Annotated in this window: 20 protein-coding genes; 13 read left to right on the top strand and 7 right to left on the bottom strand. The window is 59.2% G+C overall.

All coding sequences use genetic code 11. The annotated features are described in order from the left end of the window. Positions 1-52 precede the first annotated feature (52 nt). The 7 genes from ASC86_RS04670 to ASC86_RS24940 all read left to right on the top strand — a co-directional run bounded on the left by ASC86_RS04670 (position 53) and on the right by ASC86_RS24940 (position 5223). Positions 53-637 (top strand): XRE family transcriptional regulator, encoded by a 585-nt coding sequence (locus ASC86_RS04670; protein ID WP_056316696.1) that lies wholly within the window; start codon positions 53-55, stop codon positions 635-637. 46 nt (positions 638-683) lie between these two features. Then, positions 684-1340 carry a carbohydrate ABC transporter permease gene (locus ASC86_RS04665; protein ID WP_056316693.1) on the top strand — a complete coding sequence of 219 codons (657 nt, stop codon included), beginning with the start codon at positions 684-686 and terminating at the stop codon, positions 1338-1340. Positions 1341-1569: 229 nt separating this feature from the next. Beyond that, on the top strand, positions 1570-1890 hold the full coding sequence (locus tag ASC86_RS04660; protein ID WP_056316690.1) for a hypothetical protein: 321 nt from the start codon (positions 1570-1572) through the stop codon (positions 1888-1890). A gap of 384 nt (positions 1891-2274) precedes the next feature. Continuing rightward, on the top strand, positions 2275-2775 hold the full coding sequence (locus tag ASC86_RS04655) for a cytochrome b/b6 domain-containing protein (RefSeq protein ID WP_056316687.1): 501 nt from the start codon (positions 2275-2277) through the stop codon (positions 2773-2775). A 305-nt stretch (positions 2776-3080) separates the two neighbouring features. Then, a complete protein-coding gene (locus ASC86_RS04650) occupies positions 3081-3524 on the top strand; it encodes a hypothetical protein (RefSeq protein ID WP_056316685.1) in 444 nt (147 codons plus the stop codon). A 3-nt stretch (positions 3525-3527) separates the two neighbouring features. Beyond that, the gene (locus ASC86_RS04645; protein WP_056316682.1) at positions 3528-4754 is read left to right on the top strand and encodes a biotin/lipoyl-binding protein; all 1227 of its coding nucleotides are present in this window, start codon (positions 3528-3530) and stop codon (positions 4752-4754) included. Between the two features lie 295 nt (positions 4755-5049). Then, positions 5050-5223 (top strand): DUF2934 domain-containing protein, encoded by a 174-nt coding sequence (locus tag ASC86_RS24940; RefSeq protein ID WP_082509871.1) that lies wholly within the window; start codon positions 5050-5052, stop codon positions 5221-5223. Here ASC86_RS24940 and ASC86_RS26075 read toward each other — a convergent pair. After that, the gene (locus ASC86_RS26075; protein ID WP_162244961.1) at positions 5220-5399 is read right to left on the bottom strand and encodes a hypothetical protein; all 180 of its coding nucleotides are present in this window, start codon (positions 5397-5399) and stop codon (positions 5220-5222) included. The two genes, ASC86_RS24940 and ASC86_RS26075, sit on opposite strands and share 4 nt — an antisense overlap. On the opposite strand from ASC86_RS26075, the gene glgX reads away from it, so the two are divergent. Continuing rightward, positions 5325-7409, top strand: coding sequence for a glycogen debranching protein GlgX (gene glgX, locus ASC86_RS04640; RefSeq protein WP_056316679.1), 2085 nt, complete (start codon positions 5325-5327; stop codon positions 7407-7409). The two genes, ASC86_RS26075 and glgX, sit on opposite strands and share 75 nt — an antisense overlap. A gap of 62 nt (positions 7410-7471) precedes the next feature. Here glgX and ASC86_RS04635 read toward each other — a convergent pair whose 3' ends face one another. Continuing rightward, the gene (locus ASC86_RS04635) at positions 7472-7732 is read right to left on the bottom strand and encodes a DUF982 domain-containing protein (protein WP_082509870.1); all 261 of its coding nucleotides are present in this window, start codon (positions 7730-7732) and stop codon (positions 7472-7474) included. Positions 7733-7907: 175 nt separating this feature from the next. Continuing rightward, positions 7908-8975, bottom strand: a complete 1068-nt coding sequence (locus tag ASC86_RS04630) for an ROK family protein (protein WP_056316672.1) — start codon at positions 8973-8975, stop codon at positions 7908-7910. 133 nt (positions 8976-9108) lie between these two features. Between ASC86_RS04630 and otsB the strand changes: the two genes are divergently transcribed. Further along, positions 9109-9867 (top strand): trehalose-phosphatase, encoded by a 759-nt coding sequence (gene otsB, locus ASC86_RS04625; RefSeq protein ID WP_244477520.1) that lies wholly within the window; start codon positions 9109-9111, stop codon positions 9865-9867. Positions 9868-9872: 5 nt separating this feature from the next. Here the strand turns inward: otsB and treZ are convergent, their stop codons facing one another. Next, complete coding sequence (treZ, locus tag ASC86_RS04620; protein WP_056316667.1) at positions 9873-11642, bottom strand: malto-oligosyltrehalose trehalohydrolase; 1770 nt, start codon at positions 11640-11642, stop codon at positions 9873-9875. A gap of 140 nt (positions 11643-11782) precedes the next feature. On the opposite strand from treZ, the gene treY reads away from it, so the two are divergent. Further along, complete coding sequence (gene treY, locus ASC86_RS04615; RefSeq protein ID WP_056316663.1) at positions 11783-14260, top strand: malto-oligosyltrehalose synthase; 2478 nt, start codon at positions 11783-11785, stop codon at positions 14258-14260. A gap of 61 nt (positions 14261-14321) precedes the next feature. Here treY and glgA read toward each other — a convergent pair whose 3' ends face one another. Beyond that, a complete protein-coding gene (gene glgA, locus ASC86_RS04610) occupies positions 14322-15770 on the bottom strand; it encodes a glycogen synthase GlgA (RefSeq protein ID WP_056318274.1) in 1449 nt (482 codons plus the stop codon). A gap of 529 nt (positions 15771-16299) precedes the next feature. Here glgA and ASC86_RS04605 point away from each other — a divergent pair. Both ASC86_RS04605 and ASC86_RS25570 read left to right on the top strand, forming a co-directional pair. Then, the gene (locus ASC86_RS04605) at positions 16300-16794 is read left to right on the top strand and encodes a ferritin-like domain-containing protein (RefSeq protein WP_056316660.1); all 495 of its coding nucleotides are present in this window, start codon (positions 16300-16302) and stop codon (positions 16792-16794) included. 302 nt (positions 16795-17096) lie between these two features. Further along, a complete protein-coding gene (locus ASC86_RS25570) occupies positions 17097-17246 on the top strand; it encodes a hypothetical protein (RefSeq protein WP_156386897.1) in 150 nt (49 codons plus the stop codon). A gap of 150 nt (positions 17247-17396) precedes the next feature. Here ASC86_RS25570 and ASC86_RS04600 read toward each other — a convergent pair whose 3' ends face one another. Continuing rightward, positions 17397-18545, bottom strand: coding sequence for a PAS domain S-box protein (locus ASC86_RS04600; RefSeq protein WP_156386896.1), 1149 nt, complete (start codon positions 18543-18545; stop codon positions 17397-17399). Positions 18546-18736: 191 nt separating this feature from the next. On the opposite strand from ASC86_RS04600, the gene ASC86_RS04595 reads away from it, so the two are divergent. After that, a complete protein-coding gene (locus ASC86_RS04595) occupies positions 18737-19690 on the top strand; it encodes a FecR domain-containing protein (protein WP_056316657.1) in 954 nt (317 codons plus the stop codon). 21 nt (positions 19691-19711) lie between these two features. Here ASC86_RS04595 and ASC86_RS04590 read toward each other — a convergent pair whose 3' ends face one another. Continuing rightward, positions 19712-21883, bottom strand: a complete 2172-nt coding sequence (locus ASC86_RS04590) for an adenylate/guanylate cyclase domain-containing protein (RefSeq protein ID WP_056316655.1) — start codon at positions 21881-21883, stop codon at positions 19712-19714. Positions 21884-22010: the final 127 nt, after the last annotated feature.

The following is a 22010-nucleotide window of genomic DNA, read 5'->3' as shown; positions in this document are numbered from 1 at the left end:
ATGAAACGTTTGCTGGATTTCGTCATGACAGTCAACTCGTCAGGTATGATCAATGCCCAAATCCAGTGCCGAAATAGGCCAGACCGATCACATCGGCAGGACGCTGCGTGAACTGCGACGCTCCCGCCGCGTTACGATCCAGCAGCTCGCCGATGGGCTGAGCCGTTCCACGGGTTATGTCAGCCAGCTCGAACGTGGCATGTCGCAGCCGACGCTCAAGGATCTTTACGCGGCCTGTGCGATCTTCGGCGTGCCGATGAGCTGGTTCGTCGATCAGGAGAAGAAGCAGCCCGAGGCGGAGCGCGAGAAGGATTTCATCGTTCGGGCCGCTGATCGTCGTTTCATGCTGCATCGGGGGGCCAGGACCGAACTCCTGACGCCGCAGCTCGATTCCGACGTCGAGTTCATGATGTCGACCTTCGAACCGGGTCTGGAGACGGAACCGAAGAACGTGCCGACCGCCGGCGCCGAATATGGCTATATCCTGAAGGGGCGGCTGGAATTGTGGGTCGACGAGGAGAAGTTCGACCTCGCGGAAGGCGACAGCTACCGTTTCAACCGGTCTTCGACCTATCGATCCCGCAACCCCTCGCAAACCGAACGGACCGTCATCATCTGGGCCGGCGTATATAAATAACCGCCGGCACCCATAGCTTTCTTATCGTCCGGGCGGTTTCCGGGCATTGCGGCTCAGCGTCTTCGTCAACAGCCTGGCGGCCTTTGCGCTCGCGCGGATGGACTGGACCGGGCGAAAGCTGGTCCTGACGTTGGTCATCGTGCTCTTGGTCGTGCCCTTCGAGGCCGTCGCCATCCCGCGGCTCTTTGTCGTCAACAATCTGCCCTGGCTGGGCTTCTCCGGCGGTCTCCATATCGAAGGGACCTGGCTCAACTCGCTGCACGTGCAGATATTGCCCTTTGGGGCGGATGCCTTTTCGATCTTCCTGTTCTACCAGTTCTTCCTCGATATCCCGATGGATTTCGACGAGGCGGCCAAGATCGACGGGGCGACACCCTTCCAGATCTACCGGTTGATCGTCATGCCGCTGTTCAAGCCCGTCATCGCCTCCGTCGCCATCCTCCAGTTCCAGGCGCGCTGGAACGACTATCTCTGGCCGGTCATTGCCGTGCCTGGAGAAACCTATCGCCCGCTGACGGTGGGTATCACCACCTTCTACACGCAAAACCCAAACTGGGGGCAGAACCTCGCTTATGCCGCGATGATCACGCTGCCGGTGCTCGTCGTCTTCATCCTGTTCCAGCGCTGGTTCATCCAGAGCGTCGTTTCCGCCTGCCACCCGAGCGGCTATTCGATGACGTGGAGACGATGCTGGACACGGTGAAGCCCGATGCAGTCGTGGCCTTCGGATCGATCCGCGCGCACCGCGGCGTGGTGTTGGCTACAGCGCGCTTGCCGATTTCGGTTGCTACGGCGTCAATCTCGTCACGACGCTTCTGGAAGGACGCCGGCCGCGGAGCGTCACGGCGGCGGTCCGCCGCTTCAAGCCGGATATCTATCGAAGGGTAGAGGACGATGCGACCATCCTGCTGGATTACGGCGATTTCGATGCCGTGATCCAGCCTTCCTGGTGCTGGCCGTTCCCGCGCAAGGATATGGAAATCCACGGCGATGCCGGCTACATCCTGGCGCCGGACGCAAACACCGTGCGCTTCAGGCGCGCCGGCGAGGAGCGCGAGACCGTGCTTGGCGTTCCGGCTCTCCCGCCCGGCCATCACGAACCGTTCGCGTTTCTTGCCGGGTTGGTGCGAGGCGAACGCAGCCTCGCTTCCTACGATCTCTCCGGCCTCGACAACAACCTGATCGTATCGGCAGTGCTCGATCTTGCGAAGGCTTCGGCCCTGCAGGGGCGGACGCTTACCCTGGATGAGTGACGAAATTCCTTCCCGTATTCGGTCTCGCGCAGCATCAGGATCACGACGAGCGGCATGGGCGGCGCTTTCGATACTTCTTTCGGACCAGGCCAGGTGCAGCGTTCGCATTTCGAACCTCCAGTCTCCACCGGAGAGGGAGAGCCGTACAGCTAGCGCCGACCTTAAAGTCGTTCAGGTGGGTGTCAGCGACGCATTTTAAGTCGGCGTCAGCTTTATCGAAGGAAATTCAATACTCTTCAGTACGCTTGCCGCACTTGCACGCGCCGCTGCAGGCTCCTTGCTCCTCCCGTGCAACATCAAAGGCCACTTTGACGGGGGTGTGCATGTCACGCAGACGGTATGGAGTGGCTTGCGCGAAGGTATGAAAAAGCAGAAGGACAGGTTATGTCGGCATCCTCCCCGGTTTCGTTCTCGCGCTCCCAGCGCGTGGTCCATTGGCTGACAGCCGCACTCGTCTTTTTCAATCTCCTGTTACCCGACGGCATGAACGAATGGAACCGGGCAATGAGACGTACCGGTTCCGCAAACCCGGAGCAGATCGCAAGCGCCAACCTTCATGCCTATGTAGGTATCGCCATCCTCGTTCTGGTTGTCTTGCGTCTGGTATTGCGGCTCGCGCAGGGCGTTCCGCCCGCGCCACCGCAGGAACCGGTCATCTTCAAGCATTTGTCAAAAATCGCCGTATCGACCTTTTATTTTCTTTTGGTTGCCATGCCTCTCAGCGGTGCGGCTGCCTATTACCTGGGGTATGAGGGGCTGGGCGGCATTCATGCCGATTTTCTCAAGATCATTCTCTGGATCGTGCTCGCCGGCCATGTGATTGCTGCCCTGGCCCATCAGTTTTACTGGAAAACCAATGTGCTTCGCCGGATGACGGCCGGCTAGTCCGGATTTCCACACATATCGTCGGCCAGCTTTTTTGCGCAGCCGGAGCGCTACGGCTTACGTTGGATACTCTCCTGCTTGCACGAGGGGATCGACCCAATCACTGTCGCGATTCCTGACGGCGGGAGTGCAACCCCTTCGAAAGACCCCCTGCATTACCTAAGCTGTCGTTAATAAAAAGGTGGTCGCGGCCTTGTACACGGGACTGAGACCGTTCTATCGCTGTGGAACGAGGCCCTCCGCTATTCAATGACGATGATCGGTTGGATATGCGGGTCGAGGGTTTTCTGAGGGAGGTCGCAACAATGTCACAAGCTATTCACCCGGCAGCAACAGAACATCTGCCTGCGTTCATCGTCGAACCGGGACAGACCGACTACTTGTTCAACGGCGTCATCGTTTTTCTGCTTCTGGCCGTTCTCGTGGTCGGAAATCTGTATTTCCAGCTCCACGCGATCCCGGAGCGCCGGGCGCACCGAACGAACAAGGTTCAGATGGAGATCGTCGCCGTGCTGGCGCTGATATCCCTGTTCACGCACAACCATCTGTTCTGGATCGCGGGACTGCTGCTGGCCTTCATCGAGATTCCGGACTTCTCGACACCGCTCTATTCAATCGCCCAATCCCTTGGGAAGCTTTCGGGACGTGACGCTGAAACGACCGGCGATCCCGCCTTGGTTCCTGAGGAGACCGCCGTGCACGCGGTGCAACCAGCGCCCGCGGCAACGACACAGGCGGAAGGGATCTGACCGATGCTTGAGCTCCTTTTGTGTTCCATGTTGACCGTTTTGCCCGACTATCTTTTCCGCCGCTACGGCCAAGGCAAGAGGGTCGGCCGTGAACTCACCCTCTATACCGTCTGGTACGAACTCCGGTGGGGCATAACGGCCTGCCTCATCCTGACGATCTCGCTGATCACGCTGATTTTCTACTATCATCCCTCGTCGAAGAACGTGACAGCTCTCTTCCGCACCGTCACCATCCTTCCCGAGACGAGCGGGCGTGTCGACGAGGTTTATGTAGGTCTGAACCAGAAAGTGGAAGCCGGTGCGCCGCTCTTCCGTCTCGATAGTTCTGAGCAGAAAGCCGCCCTCGAAACCGCGCACAGGCGCATCGCCGAGATCGATGCGCAGGCGAAAGTGGACCAGACCGAGCTTGTCGGCGCGGACGCCCAGATCAGGGAGGCGACAAGCTCCTATCAGATGGCGGTGGACGAGTACGAGATGAAGGCCCAGCTTTTGAAGAGCAATGCCGTTTCCCGGCGCGAGGTCGAGAGGCTGGAGACTGGCATTGAAAGCCGCAAAAGTGCGCTTGACGCATCGATTGCGAAAAAGAAGACGCTCGAAACGGCGATTTCCACGCTTTTGCCAGCGCAACGAGCCAGTGCGGAAGCTGCGTTGGCAGAGGCTCAGGTCGAGCTAGACAAGACGGTCGTGCGAGCGGGTGTCGCAGGCACCGTGCAACAGTTCGTCCTTCGTCCAGGCGACGTCGTGAACGCGATGCTCCGGCCGGCCGGTATTCTGGTGCCGGAAAACGCTGGGCGGACAACATTGATCGCGGGCTTCGGGCAGATCGAGGCGCAGGTGATGAAAAAGGGAATGATCGCCGAAGCGACCTGCGTCGGAAAGCCCTTCACCATCATTCCGATGGTCGTCACCGAGGTTCAGGACGTCATAGCGGCCGGACAACTGCGACCGACGGACCAACTCGTCGATGTCCAGCAGATGGCGCAACCTGGAACGCTGACGGTCTTCCTCGAGCCGCTGTTCCCCGGTCAGCTTGACGGCGTTCCACCTGGCAGCAGTTGCATTGCAAACGCCTACACGAACAATCATGACGCGCTCGCGGACGAGAATATCGGCACGTTACGGTGGGCGTTTCTCCATGCGGTCGACGCGGTCGGGCTTGTGCATGCGATGATCCTGCGCATGCAGGCCGTATTGCTACCGGTGCAGACGCTCGTGTTCTCTGGTCACTGAACCGCCTGCCGGGGGTCTGTGATATTGCCGCCGCCCCTGGTTCACAACTGGACGACATGGGCGGCGGGCTACTCGCTCAGACGATCAGACAACCGATCGGGAGCGTGGAAGAAAAGAACCGTGAGAAACGTTGGGATCGCGGGCTTTCTCGATGAAGCCGAAGCGCCACTCGGTTTTCGCTTCGCGCTCGCCCATTTCGCAACGAGTCCGGAAATCTTTAGTTTCCGGGCAGCCCTCTCTGGAACTTTTGACCGCGAGCGCAGTTCAAAAGCGACGACGTGGAAAGGAGTCTGCCATGGAAGATGATTGGACGAGGTGGCTGCACGAACGCGCTTATGCGCTTTGGGAGGGCGACAATCGCCCCGATGGTCGGCACGACGAGCATTGGCGGCAAGCCGAGGAGGAACTGAAGCAACGCGCTCCCTCCGCAGAACAGCCTGACAAATCCGAGAAGAAGAACAGCGGCTAAACAGGCATCGTCGCTGCGAGGCTATTTCCGTTTTCTTGCCGCCCGTCCGTCGGGCGGCGCTTTTTCCATCCATTTTCCCGCTCCGAACCCAACGGTGAACCATGGACCTGGCTTTCTCCCAGCTTGACTATCTGAAACCCGAACTCGGTGCGGAATACACCGGTGAAGGCATTCATTTTTCTGTTTTCTCTGCTCATGCCGAACAGATGGACCTTTGCCTCTTTTCCCCTGACGGGAAGACGGAGACGGCGCGCATGCAGCTTCCGAAGCGAGAGGGGGATATCTGGTCGGGCTATATTGCGGGTCTCAAACCCGGCACGGTTTACGGCTACCGCGCCCACGGGCCATATGACCCGGCGCAGGGCCATCGCTTCAATCCTAACAAGCTTCTGCTCGATCCCTATGCCAAACAGATCGTCGGAGAACTTGTCTGGGACGACGCCCTTTACGGCTATGGGGTAGGCGATCCTCAGGATGATCTTTCATTCGACGAGCGCGATAGCGCGCCGTTCATGGTGAAAGGCGTGGTTCAGGATACCGACTTCGATTGGGACGGCGATCAGAGCATTCGCCGGCCGTGGACCGAAACCATCATTTATGAAGCCCATGTCCGCGGATTGACCATGCAGCATCCGCAGGTGCCCGAAGAATTGCGCGGCACCTTCCTCGGCATGTGCAGCGAGCCGATCATCGAGCATCTGGTCAAGCTTGGCGTTTCCGCGGTGGAGGTGCTGCCGATCCATTATTTCCCGGATGATCGCTATCTCACGGAAAAGGGACTGCGGAATTATTGGGGCTATCAGTCGCTTGGATTCTTTGCGCCCCAGCCGCGCTATCTCGCGAAATCGCGCATCATGGAATTCAAGACGATGGTGAAGCGCTTTCATGCGGCCGGCATCGAAGTGATCATGGATGTCGTTTACAACCACACCGCCGAGGGCTCCGAGCGCGGTCCGACGCTGAGCTTTCGCGGTCTCGACAATCTAAGCTACTATCGTCTTTCGCCGGACGATGCCCGCCATACCTATGATACGACCGGCACCGGAAATACGCTCAACGTCGCCCATCCGATGGTCATGCGCATGGTTCTCGACAGCCTGCGCTACTGGGTGGGGGTGATGCATGTGGATGGTTTCCGGTTCGATCTGGCAAGTACGTTGGGACGGACCCGCCATGTCGAGTTCGATCGGGACGGGGCTTTCTTCCACGCCATCCGGCAGGACCCGGTTCTGGCCGGCGTGAAGCTAATCGCAGAGCCCTGGGATGTCGGCGATGGCGGTTATCAGGTCGGGGGCTTTCCGTTTCCCTTCCGTGAATGGAACGACAAGTATCGCGACGATGTGCGGCGCTTCTGGAAGGGCGACGAAGGCATGGTGCCGAAGCTCGCCGAGCGTGTCAGCGCCTCGGCGGTCCAGTTCAATCACTCCGATCGCGGCGCGACGGCCTCTATCAACTTCCTGAGCGCCCATGACGGTTTTACACTGGCCGATACGGTCTCCTACCGCGACAAGCACAATGAGGCCAATGGCGAGGAAAACCGCGACGGGCATTCCAACAACCAGTCTGACAATATGGGCGTCGAAGGGGAAACCGACGATGCCGGGGTCAACCATGCCCGGCTCAAGCGCCGCTTCAATATGATGGCGACGCTGCTCCTGAGCCAGGGCGTGCCGATGATCCTTGCCGGCGATGAAATGGGAAACAGTCAAGGCGGTAACAACAATGCCTACTGTCAGGACAACGAAATCAGCTGGATCGACTGGGATCGCGACGAGGAAAACTTCCTGGAGCTCTGCAGCAACCTGATCGCCTTGCGCAAGGAGCATTCCGGTTTGCGCCCGGAGCGGTTCTCCAACGGCGAGGACGGACCCAATCATATCGACTGGTACAAAGCCGATGGTACCTTGATGGACGAAGGAGCCTGGGAGTATCCGCAAAACCGCATTCTCGGCGCCTGCCTCGTTGCAAGATCAATCGAGAACGATCCGCCGGAGGTGACCGACCGGTTGTTTGTTATCTTCAACGCAGGCGGGGAGGCGGAGTTTACTTTGCCGTCGGTGGAAGAAGGCCTTGCATGGCGGCGGCTTCTCGACACGCGTGCCGACGATCCGTTCCTCCAGGATGTGGTTGAGAGCAGCGTTTTCGTATCGGCGGAAAGCGTTATGGCGTTTACCGCCGACGGGTGAGGGAATTCCTGTGTCGATGCGGCAGCACCGAATGCTGCCGCTTCACCGGGCGCGCACTGAGTTCAATTATTGATCTCGACGTGGAGAACAGGAAGCCCGTTTTCCTCCAATGACGACAAAAATTTGCGTCTGGTGGAACCGGTCGATGCCTCATCCTCGAGGGCTGCCCGGCATGCCGCGACTGCCTCCTCGTAGCGGGAACCGAATTTGTCCGGGAAAATCGAGACCAGAGCCTCCAGTGCTTCAACAGGGCCGCTCACGGTATACGGATAACCATCGGATGTTTCGAAATGCACGGGCGTCGCCCAAGCTTGTCTACCCATTGTTTGAACCTCTTAGATGTAAGTTTGCCTGGATTTAACCCGTAGGGGCCTGGTTCGTTCCACCAGAACGGGAGCGTTCGGAGCCGTGCGTCGTGGCGACCAGCCGTAACCTGCCGGCAAAACGGCATGTTGAGCATCAGAAACTTTTGAGGGCGGGACGAATATGGAGCCTCAATCAGGCGGGCTCACGATTGGTGAACCGGGCATTGCCAAGTCCGGTTCCGATCGTCATCACACCCCAGCGCGACACGTCGCCCATTGAAGGGAGCTGCGAGAGGCCCTGAACGACAGCGTCATTGTGCATCATCACGAACGTCTCATGGCCGCCGATGCAGGGGATGGCTTTCGTGATGGCTGTGGGCAGGTTGAAGTGATCGCTTTCCCAGTTGCCGCCGGGCAGATTGTGGGCACCACGTTCGATGGCGCCGTCCGGATTGACAATGCCGGGGCAACCGATGCCGATCAGCGGCGCAAGTTTCAGTTTTCCCTGGTTGGATACGAGAGTGTTCAGCATGTCGGCGAGCCGCTCGACGGCGGCACTTCGGCTCGGCTCGTCGTCCGTATGCCGCCAGATATCCGAATCCCGCACCGATGCATCGACGATCCTGTGTTTTTCTCGCGCGAACTCGACGATGCCGGCGCGTATGTTGGTTCCACCGATATCGACGGCAAGGATCGCGTTGTGACCTTTCAGCATCCAGGCGGGCATCAGATGAACCGAGCCGATCAGTCCGGCGTCATCCGGATGCTGGGCGACCGGGACCAGATCGACATTCAGGCCGCCGGCGCGCAGGATCATCATGGTGCGGGCAATGGCAATCTCTCCGGTACGACTTTCTCTAAAGCCGCCACCGACGACGATGCGTTCGGTCTTCGCCCATGCTTTGAACGCCATGAACTTGGTGATGACATCAGCGAAATCGCGAGAAAAGTCCTCTATGGTGGCCATAGCCAACGCGACATCGCTTACATTTTTGCTCTCCAGGAGAGCATCCACCTTCTTTTTGGAGACAGTGTTGGTGAGCGTTTTTCCAAGCGGATCGTCGCCATAGTCACGTAAAACTTTTCGCCAATGGTGCAACTTTTCCTGGAAGGCGCCCTTGTTGGCCTTGTCGCCGACGAACTGGCCGCGCTCGCGCGTCTCGTTATTGTAGTCGTCAACCAAAACCGATGGCAGTTCAAGCGCGCCGTGAATGAGAGGCGTATGTCCCTGCAGCTTCTTCGCAGCGCGTGGTTGTGCCATTGAAAACCCCCATGGATGACGTCCGCAATTCGCACAACGCCTCGATCAAACGGATGTTCCCGCGAGCGAAAACGCCTTGTCGATATCCGCGTGGAGACTAATTGCCTTGAGGATGGCAGCCGGAGGATGGGTCGTGCAGGATGATGATGTGACAGTGCCGTTGCTGGAGACTTTATTCACGTCCCCGAGCGAATGGGCCTTGTTCCTGGACATCGACGGAACGCTTCTGAACCTTGCTCCGACGCCGGATGCCATTGAAGTTCCGACAGAACTGCCTGGGCACCTCAAACGGCTCCACGACAGACTTGGCGGTGCGATGGCTTTGGTTACGGGGCGATCGCTGGTTTATGCCGACAGGCTGTTCAGGCCCTATGCCTTTCCGCTTGCCGGATTGCATGGCGCGGAATTCCGCGATGCCAACGGCCTTTCCGGCGTGGTCGAGACCGAGGCTTTTAAGGCGTTGAAACATCTGCTGGTGAAGGAGGCCGAGGCGTATCCTGGCGTGCTGATAGAGGACAAAGGACCGGCCGTCGCCGCACACTACCGTCTGGCCCCGGACTACGAGAAGCTGCTGGAGGAACGCATGCGTTATTATGCCGAGCTTGCCGGGCCTGAATGGGCGTTGCAGCTCGGCAAGATGGTGTTCGAATTGCGTCCCGCAAGAGCGAGCAAAGGCGATGCGGTTCAGCGTTTCCTGCAGGCTGAGCCGTTCAAGAGCAGGCGGCCCGTGACGATCGGCGATGACCTGACAGATGAGGCGATGTTCGCAGTGGCCAATGCGCGTGGTGGCATTTCGATCCGCGTCGGCGCGATCGATGCTCCAAGCTGCGCCGGAAACCGGCTGTCATCGCCGGCACTCCTACGGAACGTACTGGCATCCATGGTGGCGTGACATTGTCAGCCGAGCGTCCAGCGTACCGACCACGGTCCATATTCCCGGTCGGAGATTTCGCCTTCCTCCCAAAGCACTCTTCCATGGAGAATGCCCTGGGAGGGTACTTCCGCGTCGGAGAGATTGGCGATGAGGGCGAGTTCACCTTCGGTGGTCTGCCAAGCCACTTGGACCACAGGTCCAGCGCTTTGTCCCCGTCCGCCGCGCCTGATCCCGGCGAGCAATGGCATAATTGTTTTTCGGCGGACATCCAGCAGGGCCTGATAGTGGATCAGATGGGTGGAATTCCGCGAGTTCGCGAGGCTCGGCCAGTCGAGTTTTGCATGGAAAAAGGTGTCGCCGCTGGCCGGGTCGATTTCCACGCTCGATTGCGCGTCCATTTCCAGGAGACTGGAAAACTCCTTGCGCCGCCCGTCGCGCACTGTGCGGTTTAACTCGACGTCGAAATCGCAGAAATAGGGGAACGGCTGGCGGCTGTCCCATTCCTCGCCCATGAAGATCATCGGAATTTGCGGCAGAAGGAGATAGATCGCGGCCAGCGCTCGCCGCTGGGCCGATGTCGTGCTGTCGCTCAAACGATCCCCCTTGGCGCGATTGCCGACCTGATCGTGGTTCTGGATGAAGGCGATGAAAGCCGTGGGCGGAAGATGCCCGCTCGGCTGTCCGCGCGGTTTCCCGCGGGCGGGCATGTCTTCACCTTGAAACGCAAAACCTTCCGCCAGTGCGCGTGCGATCTTCGCGCCGTCGCGGGCATAGTCCTTATAGTAGCCAAAATCCTCGTTGGTTGCGGCAGTATGCAGAACGTGATGCGCATCGTCGTTCCATTGGGCCGTGAAGAGGCGGGGTGCACCATCGCCATCCCGCTCGAGAAACTGACTGTCGTTGTCCTCGTTCTCCAGGATGAGGTGAATATGCCGCTCTGGAAAACTTCCGCGAACGCGGGTGGCCAGTTCGGTCAGGAAATGCGTTTCGCTGTCATCGCGCAGGGCATGCACCGCGTCGAAACGGATACCGTCGAAACGGAAGCGGTCCAGCCAGTAGACCGCGTTTTCGATGAAGTAGTCACGGACCGATCGGGCGCCGTCGCCATCGAGGTTGATGCCTTGGCCCCAGGCGGAACTGTGCTTGTCGCTGAACACAGGTGCATAGCGCGGCAGGAAGTTTCCATCCGGGCCGAGATGGTTATAGACGACATCGATGAAGACGCTCAGACCACGTTGATGCGCCTCGTCGACAAGCCGCTGCAATTCCTCCGGTCGCCCATAGGCGTGGAAGGGTGCATAAGGAAGCACGCCGTCATAGCCCCAGCCGCGATCACCCGAAAAATCATTCAACGGCATCAGTTGCAGCACCGTGACGCCAAGGCGCGTTAGGTGATCGAGCTTCGAAATCGCTGCGTTGTAAGTACCTTCAGGGGTAAAGGTACCGATATGCAGTTCGTAAATGACGCTTTCTTCCCACGGCCGGCCTTTCCAGTTCGTGGCTTTCCATATGTAGCTTTCCAGATCGACGAATTCGCTCGGGCCGTGCGGGCCGGCCGGCTGGAAGCGCGCGGCGGGATCTGGAACCACAAGTCCATCCTCCAACACGAAGCGATAGTGCAGAGGTTCGTTGTTCCGTGGATGGAATGTCGTGTACCAGCCTCCCGCCTGCCGTTGCATAGGCTCATCGTCTTGTCCCTCTATCCTCAAACTCACTTTGCTCTGGAGGGGAGCCCAGAGGCGAAACAGAATGTCCCCGCCCTGTATGGCTGGTCCGAAGGAATATGTGAGCAACGGCGCCTCTCATGGTCGTGAAGGTGGCCTGCTTCGAACGATGACGCTACGTCATTGTTCCCGGTATTATTCAATCGGTTGCGGAACCTTTCGTCGCTGCGGAGCTTTCGCGACGCAGAAACATACATCCCAGAGGTCCCATGCAGCCGCCGGTCGCCACATATCGCGTTCAGTTTCGCCAGGGTATGACCTTTGACCGTACCATCAAGAACCTTCCGCACATCAGAAGTCTCGGTATCAGCCATGTCTACGCCTCCCCGATCTTTACTGCGACGTCGGGCTCGACCCATGGCTATGATGTGACCGATGCCAATGAAATCGACCCCGCCATTGGAGGACGCGCCGGATTTGATCGTTTCGTGGCGGGGCTGAAAGAGCATGGGCTTGGCCTGATACTTGATATCGTACCAAACCACATGGCCGCCTCGCAGGAGAACGCATGGTGGTGGGATGTCATGGAGCGGGGACGCGAAAGCCGCTTCGCCGGCTATTTCGATATCGACTGGAACGAGCGGTTGACGCTGCCGCATCTTGGCAAAAGCTTTGCCGAAGCCGTTGCCGATGACGAGCTTCAAATCGAACGGCGTGAAGCCGGCACATACACTCTCCGTTATCACTCAGCCCGTTACCCTCTGTCGCCGGAAAGCACCCCGTGGCTGCTCGAGGAGACAGGCGGAAATCCGGGTGCGCTCTCGGCCTTTTCCCGGTCTCCGGAAAAGATGGCGGCCCTGCACGGCCGCCAGCACTGGCAACTGATCCATTGGAAAGAGGCGGCCCGGCATCTTTCTTACCGCCGCTTCTTCGAGGTGACCGGTCTCGTCGGGATGCGTGTCGAGGACCCGAGGATTTTCGACGAATCCCATCGCCTCATCCTTGACCTGGTGAGAAACGGCGCGGTCCAGGGTCTGCGTCTTGACCATATCGACGGCCTCGCCGATCCCGCCGGCTATTTGAAACGCCTTCGCGAAGCTGTCGGCGAAGATGTCTTTATCGTCGTTGAGAAAATCCTTGGGCCCGGCGAGAATCCGCGACCCGAATGGCCGGTCACCGGCACGACGGGATATGAATTCATCGAAGCCGCCAGCAATCTCTTCATCGACAGGATCGGCCTTGAAAAGCTCGATCGTCATTATCGAGGTGTCGTGCCCTCACTTGGTACGTACGAGGAAGAGCGGCGGCAGGCGAAAATGGATATGGCGACACGCAATTTCGCGGGCGAAGTTTCGCGACTGGCAGGCATCGCAGCGAAGCTCCTGCCAAAAAGCAGGCATTCGGATCTTGCGTCCGCGATCTGCGAACTGCTGGTGTGTTTCCCCGTTTATCGAACGTATGGCACGGCGGAGGGGTTATCTCAAACGGATGCGGCCATCCTCGACGATGTTGTTGCCAACGCGAAACGTTGGGTAGAAGACGTGGAAGCCATTGATGCCGTGGCGGGACTGCTTCGCAGTTCGGCATCAGACGCGGCGGAATTTCGTACCCGCTTTCAGCAACTGACCGGGCCGATCATGGCAAAGTCGATGGAAGACACGCTCTTCTATCGTTACAACGGCCTTATCGCTTCAAACGAGGTCGGTGGCGAGCCGGGAGATGCACGCGGCGGTGTGGACGCTTTTCACGCTGCCATGCTTGAGCGCATGCGAACCCAGCCGCAGGGTCTGACGGCAACCTCGACCCACGATACGAAACGCGCAGAGGATGCGCGGGCCCGCCTCTATACGATCAGCGAGGACGCCGACGCTTGGGCTGGCCATGTCGCGCGATGGCGGCAAATGAATGCAGATTTGATCGGGCGCCTTTCCGATGGTCCGGCGCCCGACCCAAATACCGAATGGCTGCTCTACCAGGCGCTGCTTGGGGCCTTGCCCGAGGAAGCGACAACCGAACGGCTTGTCGGCCTACAGACGCGATTTTCGGCTTATGCGCTGAAGGCGATCCGCGAAGCAAAGACGAGGACCGATTGGGCGGAGCCCGATGAAGACTATGAAGCAGCCGTTGAACGGTATGCGAGGGCGCTGCTCTCATCGGACAATCGGGATTTCGTCGATGACTTCATTTCCACGGTGCGGCCTTATATCGTCGGCGGCTATCTCAACAGCCTGACCCAAACCCTGATCAAAATCATCGGTCCGGGTGTCCCTGATTTTTACCAGGGCACGGAAGGCTTCGATCTTTCCCTGGTCGATCCCGACAATCGGCGGCCCGTGGACTATGAGCTGTTCGAAGCGAAAGATGAGGCGGAGAAAAATCCCCGTTTCCAGAAACTCAACCTCATCAAGGCCGCGCTCAAGCTTCGCCGTCAGCGCCAAAGCCTGTTTTCGGAAGGTGGCTATCTGCCGCTCCACGTCGAAGGGGAGCGCGCCGACCACGTCGTCGCCTTCATGCGCGTGAAAAGGAACGACTATGCTATAGCCGTTGCTCCGCGCCTGATGTTTTCGCTGGTGCAACCTCAGACACTGGCCGCATCGCGTTCCTTTTGGGGCGACACCAGGATCATTATCCCGGCTTCATTTGCAGGCAGAAAACAGGAGCTGGTAAACGGTCGCAGATTCGAGACAGGAGACCTCCCCGTATCTGCGGTTCTACGCCAGCCCGTCGCGCTTATAGTCGAAGCCTGAAGTCGTCCCCAGCGGTGAGACATGGTGTGGCCCGGCGCAAGGAGTGTGGCTGCAGATCGTATCACAGTTCCTGCCTTGCTTCGGTTGGAAGAAGCGAGCGATAGAGAGCTGCATATCGCCGGGCACTTCGTTGCCAACTGAAATTTGCTTTCATGGCCTGAACCTGCAACTGCCTCCAGAAGGAGGGATGTCCGAAAGCGGTCAGCGCGCGATCGACGGCGTGGTAAAAATCTTCCACCGAGCCCGGCTGAAACTGGAATCCCGTCGCTACTTTCGCGTCCATAGCCGCCTCATTCGCGTCGATAATTGTTTCGGCAAGGCCGCCTGTGCGTGCAACGATCGGAATTGCGCCATACCGCAACGCATAGAGTTGTGTCAGGCCACATGGTTCAAATCTCGAGGGCTGCAAAACCATGTCGCTGCCGCTATGCAGCAGGTGCGCATCCGCTTCGTTGAAGTCGATACTCAGCACCACCCGCCCCGCATATTGTCTTGCTCGTTCGGCCAGCGGAGCGATCATCGCAGGATCGCCCTGGCCGTAGACGACCAGCTTGGCACCCCGATCCACAATGCCGGGTATGATGGGTTCCAGCAGATCGAGCCCTTTCTGCCAGGTCAATCGGCTAATGACGGAGAGGATAGCGCCATCGTCCTTGACAAGGCCGAAGCGATCTTCGACCGCAGTCCGGTTTGTATGGCGTTTCTCGATTGTGGCGATATCGTATTTCGCGGGGATCAAGGGATCGGTTGTCGGATTCCAGAGGTTCTCGTCGATGCCATTGATGATACCGCGCAAGCTATCTCGCCGCGTGGAAAGAAAACCGTTCATGCCCATGCCGAGTTCAGGCGTCAATATCTCGCGAGCGTAGGTGGGGCTGACGGTGGTGACGATATCGCTCAGCGCGATACCCGCTTTCAAAAAACTGATGTCGCCGTAATACTCCATGCATCCGGTATCGAAGTGGTGGGGTGAAAGGCCAAGAGCCGGAAAGATTCGGGCGGGGAACTGTCCTTGAAACGCAAGGTTGTGAATTGTGAGAACGGTAGGCGTCTCTACCATCAAGTCTTTCATGTAGGCAGGGGTCAGTGCAGCCTGCCAGTCATGGGTGTGTACGATATCGGGCGTCCAATCCGGTATTTCCCCCGCAGCAACTTTCGCCGCTGCCAGGGAAAGCGCGGCGAACCGCTTCCAATTGTCGTCATGGTCGCGCCCTTCGGCATCGAGATATGGACCGCCCGGCCGCTCGAAGAAGGCCGGGCAATCCAACAGGAGAAGCTGAGCGCCGTTATGATTTCCGCGAAGCACTATTGCTTGCTCGTCGAGCAACCGCAGTCTCGCGACTTCCTCCAGGCCGGTGAAACTCCTGCTGATCTGTGAATATGCGGGGATGAGTGAAACAGTGGCGACACCATGCCCCTCAAGGGCTTGCGGCAGTGCGCCTGTAACGTCTGCAAGGCCGCCGGTCTTGATGAGAGGGAACAACTCCGAGGACACCGACAGAACATTCAGCGGTCTTGCGGCCGCAGGGGTGTGACGGGCCGAGGGCGCGTCATGCGTGCTTTTGGAAAGCCGAACGCAATTTTGATGCGCAACCGAATGCTGTGATTTATTGCGGAAATGATTGATATCAGCAGTTGGTGCCGCCGTGGAGCGCACAAACGGCACCAGGGTGGAATTTCCGCTTCTTGATGTCATAAGATAGACCATATCCGCGCGATCGGCCAACACATCGGCCCTGCCGCCGCCAATCTCCCGGACTTCAAAACGACCTCCCTCGCCAAATGTTCCATGCAGACTGCGCTTGATTGGTTGTCGCTGCATGATCGAAAGTGGTTACAGCGGTCGGCGGTGGTCTCTTGTGGGGACCGGTAAATGTCTCGATTGAAATCTGGATAGATGCGGCGAGCCGTGCGTCTGCTGTCCCGTTCGATCATCGCGTCAAGAGCATCGGATTAGAACGCAATTTATCGAACGTATCGGAACGATTCCTGGCCTTGTCGATTTCTCTCGCGCGATCTTGCGCAAGAGGAGAAACACCATGAAATCCCTTTCTGACATCTTCGAGCATACATTGCAGGATGTATATTACGCCGAAAATGCCATCACGAAAGCACTGCCGAACGTAGCAAAAGCCGCGAAAAGCTCGGAGTTGAAAAAGGCGGCGGAGCAGCATCTCGCGGAAACGAAGGAGCAGATCAAGAAACTTGACCAAGTGTTCAAGTCCATCGGCAAGAAGCCTTCCGGTGAAAAATGCGACGCTATCGAAGGCCTGATCAAAGAGGCCGATAGCCTGATGGAAGAGGCTGAGGGAACAGCCCTCGATGCCGGTCTTCTTGCCGCTTGTCAGGCCGTTGAGCACTACGAGATCGCCCGCTACGGCTCACTGCGCGAATGGGCAAAGGATCTCGGTCACGATGAGGCGCACAAACTTCTCAGCGAAATTCTCGACCAGGAAAAGGCGACAAACAACAAGCTTACCAATCTCGCCGTGACGTCGATCAACAAGACGACGACGAAAGTAAAGGCTGCATAGTACGTCGCACGTTCCATTCCTTTGCAGCGACGCAGCTCAAATGGGCTGCGTCGCGCCGCAGTTGAGCGTGGTGAACCGCACCGGGTTTAAGCGCCTGGACGTGGACCCCTGTCGGTCCGCACCCGCAGCGACCTTGCCTTGAAGATCGAGATACGCCTCGGGCCCACCGGACCGCATGAACCGCCAATTCAAAGCCCCTGCGCCGAACGGGTTGCGGATTTCACGTATGTCGCAACATGGCAGGGGTTCGTCTAGGTGGCATTCGTCATCATCGATGCTTCCGCACCAGCTGTCCCGCGGCCATGCGGCTGCAGCGGGAAAAGGGCCTGACGCTGTTCATCATCAGCCACGACCTGCCGCTCGTTGCCCATATGTGCGACCGGCTGGCGGTCATGCACAAGGGCGTGGTGCGCGACATCATCACCAGCCAGCAACCACCAGCCAGGACCTGATCGATAACAACGCCAAGGACGAATACACGAAAGAGCTTCTGAGCTCTTCTCTCTAAGCTATCCTCCCGGATGATGAGGTTCGGGCCTCGTCCGAGGGGTGACGCCATGGCAGATCGACGATGTTCTTTCGCGACGTGTGAAAATAGAATCTCAGTCGGCGAGGATTTCGCTTGGAATCCCTATAGATGCGAGGAGCCCCTCCCGCTTCCACTCCCGTTCGATCGTCGCGTGCAGCGCGCTCGCCAACCCTTTTTCCAGGCGGCTGCCGAAACCCGAATTCTGCTCGGACGATGGCTCGGGACCGCCGGTCTCCCGCCAGACAAGGAGGGTAACACCGTTCTCGTGCCCGATGCGTAGATCGAGTTGTCCCTCTGCCGCGGAAAGCGATCCATACTTGGCGGCATTGGTTGCAAGTTCGTGCAACAGCAATGCGATATGCGTCATTGCCCTAGTGCCGACGACGGGATTTGAGCCTGTGATTACGATCCGCTCCTCCGCACCGTACGGTTCGAGGATCGCCTTGATCAGCGTATGCAGTGCAATCGTCTGCGTATTGCCGGAAATGCTTTGCCAATCCGACATCGTCAATTCATGAGCGCGCACCAGCGATGCAAGCCGCGCCTGGATCGTCGTCCGGAGGTTCTCGACATCCGTGGCGGATCGGCCGCTGATCGAGACGATCGCGCTTGCCAGCGCGAAGAGGTTCTTCACGCGATGGCGCATTTCTCCCATCAGAAGCTGTTGCTGCTCCTGGGCAAGACGTTTCTCCGTTATGTCCCTGGCTATCTTCGAAGCGCCGACGATAATGCCATCGGCATTGCGGATCGGCGAAATGGTCAGCGAGATGTCGATCAACGAACCGTCCTTGCGCCGGCGAACTGTCTCGAAATGCTCGACCTGCATGCCGCGCTGGATTTCGGCGATGATCGCGGGCTCTTCATCCAGCCGGCCCTCCGGAATGAGGATGGTAACGGGCTTGCCGATCACCTCTTCCGCCTCGTAACCGAAGAGTCGCGTCGCACCGGAATTCCAACTCTGTATGATGCCTCGCAAATCCTTGCTGACGATCGCGTCGTCCGATCCTTCGATGATCGCGGCCAGCCAGTCACGCGGATCGGGCGCATTCGCGACCAATGCTGCCATGAAGCTCGGCACAGGCCCGTGCAGTGTCGCCGGCTCTCTGACCGGCAAATTGGTAAGCCGGGGAACGTGCTCGCTTCCGGCCTGTTTGCTCTCGCTCGAATTTTCCACGGGACATCCCCTAAATCGTATTCTTCTTTGCGGGACGCCGACTGTCACGGTAACTCGCGCGGATCATTCCTCTGTATAGCAGTTGTAACGGCCCGTTGCACGGTGGAACAAGGGTATTGTCCATACCTTCGCAGGAGGAGCGCGCACGGCTGACCGCGTTTTGCATCCTCGTTCTCCGGCAAACGAAGCGCAGACTCGCGCTCTTTAATATGATAATATACTCATATTTGGAGGGGACGATGTTGACTCCGGATCGATCGACCGTCGCCGTGCTGGGCTTTCTCGCCTGCGCCGCAACGCCGCTGGCCGCAGCCGAACCGATCGGCAAGGCGGTCCAGATCAAGACATTGGTGACCGGCGCAAGCGGCGATCTGTCCACCAACGACGCGGTCTACCAGGACGAACGAATACGGACGTCCAAATCCGGCCTTGGCCAGTTCCTGTTTCAGGACGGTACCAAGCTGGCGGTGGGGTGGGGCTCTTCCGTCGTGATCGACAAGTTTGTTTTCGATGGCTCCCGCTCGGTGAAAAAGCTGACCCTCAACGCCGCGAAGGGCACGTTTCGCTGGGTAAGCGGAAATTCGAAACACTCGGCTTACGAGATTTTGACGCCCGCAGGAACGATCGGCGTGCGGGGAACGGCATTCGATTTCTATGTCGGTCCCGACGGCACGACCGCCGTCGTGCTCTTGAACGGCGCGGCAACCTTCTGCGGCGCGGGTGGCTGCAAGCAATTGACCCGGCGTTGCGACTGTGTGGTCGCCAAACCCAACGGAGCGCCTTCCGATACCCGGCGTGTGGATCGCGGTATCTTCCGGACGCTCGGCAACAACCGGGCGCTGCCGTTCCTTTCCGGCAGTCAGGCGCTTGCGGCAAGCGCCGGCTCCGGTGGTTGCGGTCTTGCCAGTGCCGCAGACATTCCGCGCAACGACATCGCACCGCGCGATACCATTAAAGAACGGCCAACGCCGACCAAGCCGGAGGACAAGCCCGACGAGGAAAAGCCCGGCCCCGATCCTGACAAACCTCATCACGAGCACCACGATAGAGATCACGGCAAGCACGACAGGCCGCACGATGATCGCGACAAGCATGACAGACCGCATGGGCATCACGGTGATCACGGCAAGAATGACCACGGAGATCGCGATCACGGTCACAAGGGCCGTCACGACAAAGAGAGAAACGGATAGGACGATCCTTCGCGACAGGGATCACTTGGAGGCAACCCTGTCCTTTTTCGCCGTCGGGCGCTGAAAATGTTCGGCCCTGCGCGGGATGCGGCGGTAGAACTCGGCAAGATCGACTGGCAGCGCCGAGGCTTGGCGCTTTGCGGCCCGCGCGGCCTCCCGTGCGGCCGGCGATCGCGAGAAGAGGGTCTCGACCAACTGCCCGTGGGCATGCCGTAATTCGCTGAATGCGGCGGATATGGCGACGTTCTCGTCGCCGACAACCGCGAAAGTGCGCGTCCGCGTGCTTCTTCCCTTCAACGCCAGCGCCCCCGCTTCGAGCAGGGCATATTGTGGCACGAGATCGGCCGTGCTCTCCGAGACGAGAATGTCGAAACAGACATCCTTGCAGGCGGCTTCGATGCGGGCTGCAACATTGACGGTGTCCCCGACGGCCGAATAATTGAAATGGGTCTCCGCGCCCATGTTTCCGACGCAGGCAAGGCCGGTATGAATGCCGATACCGATACCGACCGCCCGTCCATCGCCAAAGCCGAAGGCATCTTCGGCGTTGAGACGGGCAAGCGTTTCCCGCATGGCCAGCGCCGCATGCACCGCCTTGGCGGCATGGTTGGTGACATCGACCGGTGCGTTCCAGAAGGCCATGATCGAATCCCCGATAAACTTGTCGAGGGTCCCTTCGTTTTCGATGACGTGACGGCTGAGCGCGTCAAGGAACGTGTTCAGGAAAGCGACGACGGCGGTGGGCGCCAGCCGTTCGCTGATTTCGGTAAAGTTTCGCACATCGACGAACATGACGGTGAGTTCCCGGTCGTCGCCGCCCAGACGCAGGGCGTCCCTGTTATGTTCGATGCGATAGAGCAGGGAGGGAGAAAGGTAATGGCCGAAGGCGGCCCGGACCTCCCTGCGCTCGCGGTCGATCACCAGAAACCGGAACGCCGTCGCCGAGAAATGCGTGATCGAGCCGCTGATGATCGGCGCCAGGGGGTCAAGCAGAAGGCCGGCATAGAGAAATGCGAACCAGGAGGCGGCAAGAGCAAGGGCCGTGATCAGAAGGCCGCAAGCCAGCGCCATGGCGGGACTGACGAATGTCGTCAGGATGACGAGCGCCGTGCCGACCACCGCAATGGACAGGATTTCAAGGCCGTCTGCCCAGTCGGGCCGCGATAGAAACCGCCCGGAAAGGATCTGCTCGACGGTCTGGGCCTGCAGCGAAACGCCGGGCACGTTGGTTCCAAGGGCGGTGGTTCGAATGTCCTGGAGGCCCGCGGCCGAGGTCCCGACGAAGACGATGCTGCCCTCGATGGCCTTGGCTGTTTCGGGCGGGACGCCGTCGGCGGCCAATATCTGCCGCGCCGAAATATATCGATCTGCCCGGTCGGGGCTGACATAAAGCCAGAGTTCACCGGCCGCGGTTACGGGAACGACAAAATCGCCGATCTTGACCAGGGTGATGGTGTCCGGCACGTCGGGCGCGTCGGCAAGGACGTAGGTCGAGGCCCCCTGGGCGACGCGCAGCGCTTCGAGCGCGAGATTGGGATAGAGCTGCTCGCCGTCGCTCAGGAGCAAGGGTACGGTGCGGACCACGGCCGACGGATCTCCGGGATTGAGGCTGATATGCCCGATGCCGGCGGCTGCCGCGGCAAGCTGCGGTCGCAAGGGCGTCGCGCTATCGAGCCGTGGAGGGGCATGGAACGGGGGCTCGCCGGTAAACGCAAAGCCGGCCTTCATCTCCGGCCTATAGCGGCCATCATTTGACAGGGCGAAACCCAGCACCACCGGCTTGCCGGCGATAGACCGGGCGAATATCTCGTCATTGTCGGGCAATTGCCCAAGCAAGGACGGATCGATGCCCACGACATCGCGCATGACCGCGCGCGGCGAAAGACGGTCGGGCTCCGAGAAGAGAATGTCGAAAGCGATGGCCGATGCGCCCAGCTCCGAAAGCCGGTTCACCAGCAGGGCCATGCGATCTCTCGGCCACGGCCATTGGCCCAGTTCCTTGAGCGAGGCTTCGTCTATGTCGACTACGCGGACCGGCAAGTCCTCGAACGTCCTCGGTACGATGCGCTGATACTCGTCGAATGCGACTTCGCGGGCCTGCCTCAGGAGCAGCGGGTCGCTGGCGCGCAGGATCGTGAGGATCGCGACGATCACCAGACCGACAATGACGCCAACGTGTTGCGCGCGTGTCATGAGAACGCCATCCGCCCCTCGGGTGAAGGAGCCTAGCACACCTGCCGCAGATGCGGAAAAGGCGATGCAAGTTCTCAGGAGGAAGGATACGCAGTTGTTCGGGACGGAGGAGAATGCGGGCCGCAAA

This window comes from Rhizobium sp. Root1212 (assembly GCF_001424985.1).
Taxonomy (GTDB): Bacteria; Pseudomonadota; Alphaproteobacteria; order Rhizobiales; family Rhizobiaceae; genus Pararhizobium.
The sequence above is the reverse complement of the archived record's forward strand: the minus strand, read 5'-3'. Positions and strand labels throughout refer to the sequence as shown.